Here is a 10,039-nt window from a genome sequence, read left to right as displayed (position 1 = left end):
GCCGTCCGCGGTCAGCGTGGCGGCGGTGCCATCGCCGCCACGCTGACCGGGACACACCGGGCTTGCCGCGCCGCCAGCGCCACCGGTGCCGCCCTGGTTGCCCGGGGCGTCCTCGCTCTTTGTGCAGGTCGGGTCCTTGTCGCTGGAGGCGGGTCCGTGCGAAGCGGCGGGGTGGGCGGGCGGTGGTGCCGTGCGTACGGTGTCTTTATGGGTAGGGGCCGGGGGGTTCGGCTGCGGCTGGTTGTCATCGCGGATGACGATGATGGGCCGCGGCTGTGCCGTGGGTGTGGGGAGCCGTTAATGCCGCGGGCGAAGGCGACGGCGGTGTTCTGCTCGTCGGCCTGCCGCTCGCGGCACTGGCGTGAGCGGCGGCGGACGCGGGCGAGGACCGGGGCCGTGAAGGCCGGCCGGAGAGCCACGTGCCCGGAGTGCGGGGAGTCCTGGACAGTCGGAGTCGAACATTGTGTCTCGGCGATGTACTGCTCTCCCCGCTGCCGCAAACGGGCCTGGCACCGGCGGCGCGCGGAATCCGGCGGGATGTGAGCCCGCGCGTCCGTCGGCCGCAGGGCCGCTCCGCCCGCCGGGGGCGTGCGCTCTGGCCGTGGCCCCAAGGCCGCCGGATGGTGCCAAGTGAGGGCCTCAGCCGTCCCCGAGCGTCCGCAGACCGGACATGGAACAGCTGATCGCCGGCCTCCCCTGGGCGGATAAGCCCAGGCAGACCAAGTGGACGCGGGACGGCGCTATCGGCATCACCATAACCGAGGTGAGCGGGGTACGGCATCAGGGAAGTGAAGCTCTGCGCGGGCCTCGGCGTTGCCCGCGTACCGCTCTCGGCTGGATGGAGCAGAGCCGCGCGCAGGTTCCTGACCGACGAGTGAAGCTGGACGTCCCACCGCGCTCACGTTTCAGGAGTCCTTCCGTGCCAGTTCCCAGCTCCCCGCAGGTCCGCCTCCCTCTTGTCGCTCTGCTGGCGGCTGCCTGCATGGCCGGGCCGGTGCATGCCCCGGCCCAAGCCGCGGATGTCCCCGCCGACGACAACCGCGCACTGCGACGGCAGTTGCAGGAACTGACCACCGCGCCCGGCGGACCGCCCGGAGCGATTGCCGTCCTCAAGCGCGGGTCCCGCACCGAGGTCTACCGGGCCGGCGTTGCCGAGACAGGCACCGACCGTCCGATCGAGGTCACCGACCACATGCGCATCGCCAGTACGGCCAAGGCGTATAGCGGCGCGGTCTCCCTCCAGTTCGTCGACCGCGGGAAGCTGCGTCTGAACGACACCATCGGCAAGGTGCTTCCCCGGCTGCCGCGTGACTGGCATCGGGTTACGCTGCGGCAGCTCCTGAACCACACCAGCGGACTGCCGGACTACACCGCGGCCCCGGAGTTCCTGGCCCTGGTGACGGAGAACCCGCGCCGCCACTTCGACTCCCGCCGACTGCTGGACATCGTGGCCGACGAGCCGTTGGTGTTCCGTCCGGGGGCCCGGTACACCTACTCCAACTCCGACAACATCGCCGTGGCACTGATGGCGGAGGCGGTGACAGGCCGCCGCTACGAAGATCTGCTCGCCCAGCTCGTGTACCGCCCGCTGGATCTGCGCAGCACCAGCCTTCCGCAGGGCTACCGGATGCCCGAGCCGTACATGCACGGCTACGACGTCACCCCGCCGAACCCGCCCGAGGACATCAGCGAGGTACTGAGTGCGTCGGGCGTGTGGGCATCGGGCGGGATCATCTCGACGCCAAAGGACATGACGGCCTTCATCCGCGGCTACGCCGGCGGCAAGCTGATCTCCGACCGGACACGCCATCAGCAGCTGAACTGGGTGAACGGCGCATCCGAACCCGCAGGCCCCGGCAAGAACAAAGCCGGTCTGGCTATCTTCCGATACACCACCCGCTGCGGCGTGGTGTACGGCCACACGGGCAACTTCCCCGGCTACACGCAGCTGGTCGCAGCCACCCCGGACGGCAAGCAGTCGCTGGCCGTCACCCTCACCACCCAGGTCAACAAGACGAACAAGCCGGAACTGCTTGAGCGGCTGCGGACCGTGGAGGAGAACTTCGTCTGCGCGCTGTTGCGCAAGCAGTAGGCAGGACCCGGGCGGAACCGCGGGGCCCGGCGGGCACAGAAAGGCGGTTGGGTCGGCTCCGTCTACGAGAACGTTCTCGTAGACAACGCCACTTCGGTAGAACTTCAGCAGCCATGCGCGACGCGCTGTTCGGCCTGGGACCATACGAGGCTGCCGAGATCACCCTTGGCGTCTTCCATGGTTCGTCACCTAATGCCCGCTGGGGTTCAGCGGCAGGACCGGGGGTCGGGGCATCGCAGACACGTGCCGTACTTCTGCCGCACCCCTACCAAGACCAACGGCTGTCCTCTCCGTATTCGCGGTCGCGCGGAAGTCGGCTGTAGTACGACTGGATTGAATGAGACGGCGACTGGCTTCGATGAAGGCGGACAACTCACTCGGCAACCCGAACACGGTCCGCAACTACGGAATCGGGGCCGGCAAGACCGCCGAGCGGCTCGGCGAAGACCGGCCTTTCGCGTCGGTCGCGGACAACGAGATCGGCGGGGCTCTCGAACTGCTCTGGGGCACTGCCGCGGTCAACACCTGGAACTCCCGCCGGGCGGCGGTGCTCTCCTGGCTCGGCTGGTGTGGCGAGCGCGGCTACGACATGCCCTCCGTCGCGGCCTGGGCAAAGCGGCTCGCGGTGCCGGACTCCGAGACCCCGGGTCGGGGCACTCGCCGCCACATGAGGCTGGACGACGACATCGAGGATTGGACGGTCCATGGGTGACGACGGGAACTCGAACCAGCAGGACCCGCGCGACAAGTATCCGCAGCCGAACTTCTCCCAGCAGGACCAGGCCCACCCGGGGTGGACGGGGCCCATGGACCCGCCGCCCGACCACGGCGAGACGTCCTACTGTGGCAGCGGCCGCCTGGAAGGGCGAAAGGCCGTCATCACCGGTGGCGATTCGGGTATCGGACGCGCCGTGGCCTTGGCCTACGCCCGCGAGGGCGCCGACGTGCTGTTCACCTACCTGCCGCAGGAGGAGGAGGACGCCCGGGAGACCTCACGTCTGGTGGAGGCCGCAGGGCGCAAGGCGATCGCTGTTCCCTGCAACATCCGCGGGGAGGAACAGTGCCGCGCGCTGATCGACCGCGCGGTCGCGAAGCTCGGGCACATCGACATCCTGGTGAATAACGCCGCGTAACAGATGGCGCAGCCCGAAGGCATCGAGGCGATCTCGACGGAGCAGTTCAACCGCGTGATGCGCACCAACCTCTACGGGATGTTCTGGCTGTCGAAGATGGCCGTCGCCCATATCCCCGCGGGCGGGAGCATCATCAACACGACGTCGGTGCAGGCCTACAAGCCCAGTACGCATCTGCTGGACTACGCGATGACCAAGGGAGCGATCGTCACGTTCGCCCAGGGGCTCGCCCAGATGCTGGCGCCGCGGGGCATCCGCGTCAACTCGGTGGCCCCGGGGCCAGTCTGGACCCCGCTCATCCCGGCGACAATGCCCGACACCGTCGAGTTCGGTGGGCAGTCGCCGCTGGGCCGGCCCGCGCAACCAGTGGAGATGGCCCCGGCATACGTCTTCCTCGCCTCACACGAGGCCGGCTTCATCACGGCGGAGATCGTCAACGCGACCGGCGGCAGGCCCCTGCCGTAGGCAGGCGGAGAACCGTCCGGCTCCGCCGCCGGACGGCCGGACGGCCGCAAACGGACGTCGATCGTGTACCCACTCCCGGGCTGTGGTCACCCCGCTACGAAAAACGCGGCTACGTCTTCCTCGGCACCGCCACCGTCGCAGCCCTGTCGGTCTGGCTCCGCACGTGGTGGACCGGGCAAGTCCTGGCGGCCCGAGATCACTGTCTGCTCTGGGCGCCTTCGAGTGCCCTGTAAGCCAGTCGACCCGGACGGAACGTGCGTGACCGTCGACTCCACTGCGAAATGACCGAATAGGTGCGTTATTGGTGCGCTTCAGGGGGAACGCATGCCCAGTGGCTGCCCGGCGGGCAGCCACTGCACGACAACGTTTCTGCCCTCCCCCGACGTCGGCGCCGCCGACGCTACGAAAGGACCACACGATGAGCGACAACATCTGGAGTTACGGGCCTTCCTCCGGCCGCCAGGAGGGCACCGATCTGACCGGCTACAAGGTCGAAGCCACCGACGGCCACATCGGCAAGGTCGACAAGCACTCCGAAGATGTCGGCTCCTCGTACCTGGTCGTCGACACCGGCATGTGGATCTTCGGGAAGCATGTCCTGCTGCCCGCCGGCACCATCGCCAGCGTCGACCACCAAGAAGAGAAGGTCTACGTCGCGCGGACCAAGGACCAGATCAAGGACGCCCCGGAGTTCGACAAGGACAAGCACACCGCCGACCCTGTCTACCACGACCAGATCGGTGTCTACTACACCCAGCACCCGCACATGTAGAACAGCCTCCACCACCGAACAGGCGCTCCCCGGTGGTGGGAGCCCCCCCCCGGGTGGTAGACACCGGTTTGTGTGGTTATGCGGTGAGCCCCAGGCTATCTGACGTGAGTGCGTGCTCGCGTTCGTAGTCGATAGGGCAGAGCTGTCCGTTGGTCGAGTGCCTGCGCCAGGTGTTGTACCTGGTCAGCCATCGGAAGACGGCGCGTCGGCAGGCCGTGGCCCCGGACCAGCGCCGGGCGCCCTTCAGAAGCTCTCGCTTCAGGGAGGAGTGGAAACTCTCGCAGGCGGCGTTGTCCGCGCTCGTCCCGACTGCCCCCATGGACTGCTTCACGCCCAACTCGTCGCACAGGTCGGCGAATTCCTTTGATGTGTACTGAGCCCCGTGATCACTGTGGAAAATCGATCCGTCCAGGCTGCCGCGGGTGGCGGCTGCCATCCTCAGCGCGTCGGCGACCAGCTCGGTACGCATGTGGCCGGCGATCGACCAGCCGACCACCCGGCGGCTGAAGCAGTCGATCACCGTCGCGAGATAGAGGAACTCGCCGTCTCCGATGGGGAGATACGTAATGTCGCCCATGTACTTCACGTTCGGCGTCGGGGCGGTGAAGTCCCGCTTGAACAGGTCGGGCACCGGCCTAGGGCCTGTCCGGCGGATCATGTGACCGTCGTGGATTCGGATCGTTGGCATGAGCATGGGGCGGGGAGATTTAACGCATGCGGAGTGGGCCCGGCTGAAGCCACATCTGCCGAAGTCCGGGCAGCGCGGCGGCCGGTGGGCCGGCCACCGCAGGGTCATCAACGGGCTCCTGTACCGACTGCGCACTGGGGTGCCGTGGCGGGGTTTACCTGCGCGTTTCGGGCCATGGAAGACGGTGTACGAACGGCACAGACGTTGGTCGGCGGACGGCACTTGGGACGGGATCTTCGCGGCCGTCCTGGCCGACGCCGACGCGGAGGGCCGGATCGACTGGTCGATGGTGAGCGTCGATTCGACCTCCTGCCGGGCCCATCAGCACGCCGCCGGGGCTCGTAGGAAACCGCCACGAGTGCCGGGGAAAAGACGCACGCCCCGGCAGCACCGCCCCGACGAGGGGCTCGGACGCTCCCGGGGCGGCCTGACCTGCAAGATCCACCTCGCCGGTGAGGGTGGACGCCGCCCCCTGGCCCTGCTGATCACTCCGGGCCAGTGGGGCGACGCGCCGCAACTCATTCCGGTCATGGAACGCATCCGTGTTGGCCGCCTCGGTGGCGGACACCCGCGCACGCGGCCCGACCATCTCGGCGGCGACAAGGCGTACTCCTCCCGTCGCAACCGCCGCTACCTGCGACGACGCCAGATCAAGCACACCATCCCCGAACCGAGGAACCAACGGACCAACCGCCAACGAAGGGGCAGCAAGGGTGGCCGACCCGCAGGCTTCGACAGGACGATCTACAAGCGAAGGAACGAAGTCGAGCGGACGATCAACGCGTTGAAGAACTCCCGGGCCGTGGCCACGAGGTTCGACAAGCGCGGCTACGTCTTCCACGGCACCGTCACCGTCGCCTCGATCCGACTCTGGCTCCGCCCGTGATCTCCGCCGGATCTAATCGCCGGTCGTGCCGTCGAGCATCTCGCGCAGGATGTCCAGGTGGCCGTTGTGGCGGGCCGTCTCCTCGGTGAGGTGGAGGAGGATCCAGCGCAGGTCGACGTGGAGGCCGTTGCGGATGGCTCGCTGGGCCCGCTTGTCCAGGCCGTTCCCGGCGACCAGTTCGCGGTAGTGGGTGCTCTGTTCGGCGTATTCGTCGAGCAACTGCGTGAGCGGGAAGTCGACGGCGATACGCATCTCGCGGTCGGGGTCCTCCTCTGTCATGGGGGCTCGGTCTTCCTCGCCGAGCAAGACCACCTGGAACCAGTAGTACTCGACCCAGCGGAGGTGGTTGATCACTCCGCTCATGGTCATCAGCGGTGAGCCCGGCAGGAGCGCCTTGCGTGCGTTCTCCGCGGAGACGCCGTCGCACTTGGCGCGGGCGGTGTCACGTGCGTAGTCGAGAAACGTGGTGAGCTGGGTGCGCTCGTCCCATGCGGGCGGGGTGTCGTCGATTTTAGTCATCGCGTGAAGCGTCCCCGATCACTGCGCTCGATGTCGAGGTATTTATCGACGGACCCAACCTGCTCCGCCCAGTTCCTTGTCCGGCGGGTCGCTACAGCGATTCAGCGCCGGTGGGCCGCCCGGCATGATCCGCCGGACAGGCCCTAGCCGAGGGCTCGGGCACGGTCGTGGTGACCTTCTTGCGCAGGTGCGTGCCGACGATGTTGAACTTGCGCATGACGCGGGCGACCCGCTTCTCGTTCACGCGCTGACCGGCGTCGTCCGCGTTCAGCTCGGCGGTGACGCGCGGGGAGCCGTAGGCCAATGCCGGGAAGCTTGGCTTGATCATCTCGTGTGCGGGCCCTGGATGCAGCGAAGCTCCTGTAGAACGAGCGATCTACCACGATCGGCTTGTTCAGAACAGGAGCATCGTTGTCTTGGGAGTCTGGCATAGAGGGGTCGTCGCGTGCGAGCGCGGGACAGACGGGGCAGCTGGGTGTGTTGCGCCAGGTTGTGACACGGCGGACGGAAGGTTTCAAGTCCAGTGAGACGGTCGTGACGCTATGAGGTTTGTGGTGCGGGTTCGCGGCGCTTGGCCGGGTCGTTGATCCAGGCGGTCTGGGGTATTGCGGGTGGTCGGGGGCGGCGGCCGAAGCGTTCGGGGTGGCGGGTGTATGCCTGGTCGAGGGTGATGGCCCGCTGGTCGCGGACCTCGTCGGCGGTCCCGAAGTGGACGGAGGCGGGGGTGTGCCAGCCGATGCCCGAGTGCCGGTGTTCGTGGTTGTAGTACGCGATGAAGGCGTCGAACCATTGGCGTGTGTGGGCCAGTGAATCGAACCGTTCGGGGTAGCCGGACATGTACTTCGTGGTTTTGAACTGGGCCTCGCTGTAGGGGTTGTCGTTGGAGACCTTCGGCCGCGAGTGCGAACGGGTGACGCCCAGGTCGATCAGCAGCTGGGAGACCTTCTTACTCGTCATCGAGGTGCCGCGGTCGGCGTGCACGGTTTCGGGCACGATGCCGTTGCGGGTGATGGTCTCGCGGATCAGCTCCTCGGCCCGTTCGGCCGATTCGACGGTGTGGCCGACGATGTACCGGCTGAAGATGTCGATGATGACGTAGGCGTGATACCAGATGCCCTTGACCGGTCCGGCGGCCTTGGTGATGTCCCAGGTGAACACCTGCGAGGGTCCGGTGGCGACCAGCTCGGGCACCGTCTTTGCCGGGTGGGTGGCCTGGCGGCGGCGCTCGCCCGTCTGCCCCTTTTCACGCAGGATCCGGTACATCGTCGAGATCGAGCAGTGGTAGCGCCCGGCATCCAGCTCGCGGGCCCAGATCTGCGCGGGGGGCAGCTCGGCGTACTCGTCACTGTTCATCAACTCCAGCACCGCCGCCCGCTCTTCGGCCGTCAGGGCCGACGGCTGGACCTGCGGGGCACGTTCTGTGCGTAGTGGCGGGGGCTGGAGCCGGCGGTAGTGGGTGGCGCGGGAGCGGCCGGTCAGCCGGCAGGCGGCTGTGATGCCCAACTGAGCTTCGACGCAGGTGAACGCCTCGTCCACGACAGGGTCGACGGCAGGCTTCAGTCCGCGCTCTCGGAGATCATTTCCAAGAGCGCGGAAGCTTTTCCCATGACCTCGAGGGCGGCCTTGTTCCGGGCCAGTTCCTTCTCCAGCCGTTGCACCTGGCGGCGCAGCTTCTCGTTCTCCGCCTCGGCGGCCGGCTTCTTCGGCCTCGCCGGGCTGGTGCGATGGTCGACCAGCTTTTCCAGGGCCCCGGCGTCCCGTGCGGCCCGCCACTCGGTGACGTGTGAGTGGTACAGGCGCTCGCGGCGCAGGACCGCGCCCTTCTCGTTCTTGGGCGCGGCGTCGTACTCGGCGACGATCCGCAGCTTGTACTCCGGGCTGAAGGAGCGGCGCTTCGGCCTGGGAGCCGGGTCGGGGCCGGCGGGCTTGGTGCTGGTCATGACGGGGTGGTTCTCCTGTCGGTGCCCTCTCAGGCTAACCCGCCGAAACGGGACATCTCACCCAAGGCTGACAGAGAGGGGCTCCCCCCCTGCACTTTCGTGTGCACGGCAGCCTTGAGCACGGCAGCCTCGATCACTGCGGCGCGGTCGTTGCCCGTAAGACCCACTTCATCACACAGCTGTGCTGCGGAGATCGTCACTGAGGGGTGCATCCAAGGGCGGAGGCTCCACTGGGCATCCCTGATCTCCACCATACGGCGGTACAGACGGGTTGGCAGATCAGCGGTTGCATCCAATTGGAGGACAGGACCCGGTACTTGCGTTGTGAGGGCCACATGCACCGGAGCCAGCTCCCGGTACGCACGCCGGTCGTCCACCCTCCTCCAGATCCGACTCAGGTGGGGGCCCCAATCGGGCAGCGTCCAACCGATGGTCTTGATGATGGCTGCTATCGCCACGGCCCATTGGGCCACGGGCTCCCAGGCATGACCGCTCACACCGAACTGGCCGGCGACTACGTCCGCGTAGCGAGACCCAGAATAAATGAAGACGAACGGCAGCGTCAACGCAATGCAATACAGGCCGCGGCGAAGCCACGGGGAGGGGGCAATTTTGGTGTAACGCCAGCACATTATTCCGACATCGAGCTGGCTCACCGAATAGGCAGTCAGATAAACGATGAGGTAAGCCGGGTAAAACTGGGCCTTCGTCACCGCAAAGTCATTCGGATTCTCATGCACGGAAGTAGCCGCCGAGAAAAGAACGGCCATCACGCCAAGCACGACCGCGAGGCACGCAAGGCGAGGTCTCGCCTTGCGCCACGCCGTTTCACGATCGTGAGAAAGATGCAGGAGGATTATTTGCTCACACGCTGTCAGCAGAATTACGCAACCCTGAGTGAACAGTCCGGAGAAATTCACGATCCCGACGGTCTCACTCGTCGCGACCCAGACCGTCGGAGTGGAGACCGTATAGATTATGGTAAGGAATGCGAAATTTGCGATCAGGGCCAGCTGAGTAACTGAACGATCGGTGCGCAGCACACGCATTTTGTATACCATTGCGAGAAGGGCGACGGCAGCGCATATGATAGAGGACGCTATTCATATTTCTTTCATTGTTGGATTTTCTAGAGCGGAAAGTCGATTCGCGAGTTCCTGGAGTTCTGGTGGGACGTGCCAGTCTCGCTTCGGTTTCCACGAGTTCACATGCCGACTCAAGAGCGAGCCAACGTACTCGGCTTCGATTTCGGCTTCAGTCTGTGAGTGTTCTCGACCGAGGGCGCGCCGGACCATATCCGGGTTCAAGGAGGGCAGCAGGAGGCGAGAGGCCTCAGGAGATATCACCGGGCTGGCTTCATGGTCACAGACGAGGTGCCCCAGTTCGTGCAGGATGACCTGGCGTCTATGGATTGGAGCTAATACTGCAACCGTGTTTGGCGTGACGGTGGTTCAGGGCAGGGGTTGTGGCCTCGTCGTTTGTAGTGGCTGATGCGTGCCCGGTGTTGTGCTTGTCGTCGCCAGTGGGACCAGTGCAGGACATGG

General features: G+C 66.4%; 8 protein-coding genes and 3 pseudogenes. 5 read left to right on the top strand and 6 right to left on the bottom strand.

What is annotated here, in order from left to right; genetic code table 11:
• The first annotated feature begins 982 nt into the window (after positions 1 to 982).
• The 4 genes and pseudogenes from QMK30_RS37755 to QMK30_RS37740 all read left to right on the top strand — a co-directional run bounded on the left by QMK30_RS37755 (position 983) and on the right by QMK30_RS37740 (position 4,462).
• Positions 983 to 2,092, top strand: coding sequence for a serine hydrolase domain-containing protein (locus QMK30_RS37755; RefSeq protein WP_502963311.1), 1,110 nt, complete (start codon positions 983 to 985; stop codon positions 2,090 to 2,092).
• A 337-nt stretch (positions 2,093 to 2,429) separates the two neighbouring features.
• Positions 2,430 to 2,744 (top strand): annotated as a pseudogene (locus tag QMK30_RS37750) (site-specific integrase); the annotation flags it as partial.
• Positions 2,745 to 2,796: 52 nt separating this feature from the next.
• Positions 2,797 to 3,690: pseudogene (locus QMK30_RS37745) on the top strand (SDR family oxidoreductase).
• Positions 3,691 to 4,108: 418 nt separating this feature from the next.
• Positions 4,109 to 4,462 (top strand): PRC-barrel domain-containing protein, encoded by a 354-nt coding sequence (locus tag QMK30_RS37740; RefSeq protein ID WP_283522856.1) that lies wholly within the window; start codon positions 4,109 to 4,111, stop codon positions 4,460 to 4,462.
• Positions 4,463 to 4,538: 76 nt separating this feature from the next.
• Here QMK30_RS37740 and QMK30_RS37735 read toward each other — a convergent pair.
• Positions 4,539 to 5,093, bottom strand: a pseudogene (locus tag QMK30_RS37735) (IS3 family transposase); the annotation flags it as partial.
• Between the two features lie 61 nt (positions 5,094 to 5,154).
• On the opposite strand from QMK30_RS37735, the gene QMK30_RS37730 reads away from it, so the two are divergent.
• Positions 5,155 to 6,036, top strand: a complete 882-nt coding sequence (locus QMK30_RS37730; RefSeq protein ID WP_283522858.1) for an IS5 family transposase — start codon at positions 5,155 to 5,157, stop codon at positions 6,034 to 6,036.
• A gap of 12 nt (positions 6,037 to 6,048) precedes the next feature.
• On the opposite strand, the gene QMK30_RS37725 is transcribed toward QMK30_RS37730, so the two are convergent.
• The 5 genes from QMK30_RS37725 to QMK30_RS37705 form a co-directional block, all read right to left on the bottom strand.
• Positions 6,049 to 6,555 (bottom strand): DinB family protein, encoded by a 507-nt coding sequence (locus tag QMK30_RS37725; protein ID WP_283522855.1) that lies wholly within the window; start codon positions 6,553 to 6,555, stop codon positions 6,049 to 6,051.
• 91 nt (positions 6,556 to 6,646) lie between these two features.
• Positions 6,647 to 6,883, bottom strand: a complete 237-nt coding sequence (locus tag QMK30_RS39030) for a helix-turn-helix domain-containing protein (protein WP_502963310.1) — start codon at positions 6,881 to 6,883, stop codon at positions 6,647 to 6,649.
• Positions 6,884 to 7,095: 212 nt separating this feature from the next.
• Positions 7,096 to 8,091, bottom strand: a complete 996-nt coding sequence (locus tag QMK30_RS37715) for an IS3 family transposase (RefSeq protein WP_283522854.1) — start codon at positions 8,089 to 8,091, stop codon at positions 7,096 to 7,098.
• A gap of 20 nt (positions 8,092 to 8,111) precedes the next feature.
• Positions 8,112 to 8,495: a hypothetical protein gene (locus QMK30_RS37710; protein WP_283522853.1), complete on the bottom strand. Its 384-nt coding sequence runs from the start codon at positions 8,493 to 8,495 to the stop codon at positions 8,112 to 8,114.
• A 29-nt stretch (positions 8,496 to 8,524) separates the two neighbouring features.
• Positions 8,525 to 9,583, bottom strand: a complete 1,059-nt coding sequence (locus tag QMK30_RS37705; RefSeq protein ID WP_349362164.1) for an MAB_1171c family putative transporter — start codon at positions 9,581 to 9,583, stop codon at positions 8,525 to 8,527.
• Between the last annotated feature and the right edge of the window lie 456 nt (positions 9,584 to 10,039).

Source organism: Streptomyces sp. H27-C3 (assembly GCF_030063415.1).
GTDB lineage: Bacteria > Actinomycetota > Actinomycetes > Streptomycetales > Streptomycetaceae > Streptomyces.
Note: the sequence above shows the minus strand (reverse complement) of the source record. Positions and strands in the feature narration are given on the sequence as shown.

Bases quoted from the DNA above. Each gene is read 5' to 3' on its own strand.
- QMK30_RS37755 (WP_502963311.1), top strand. From the start codon at position 983: ATGGCCGGGCCGGTGCATGCCCCGGCCCAAGCCGCGGATGTCCCCGCC.
- QMK30_RS37740 (WP_283522856.1), top strand. From the start codon at position 4,109: ATGAGCGACAACATCTGGAGTTACGGGCCTTCCTCCGGCCGCCAGGAG.
- QMK30_RS37730 (WP_283522858.1), top strand. From the start codon at position 5,155: ATGGGGCGGGGAGATTTAACGCATGCGGAGTGGGCCCGGCTGAAGCCA.
- QMK30_RS37725 (WP_283522855.1), bottom strand. From the start codon at position 6,555: ATGACTAAAATCGACGACACCCCGCCCGCATGGGACGAGCGCACCCAG.
- QMK30_RS39030 (WP_502963310.1), bottom strand. From the start codon at position 6,883: ATGATCAAGCCAAGCTTCCCGGCATTGGCCTACGGCTCCCCGCGCGTC.
- QMK30_RS37710 (WP_283522853.1), bottom strand. From the start codon at position 8,495: ATGACCAGCACCAAGCCCGCCGGCCCCGACCCGGCTCCCAGGCCGAAG.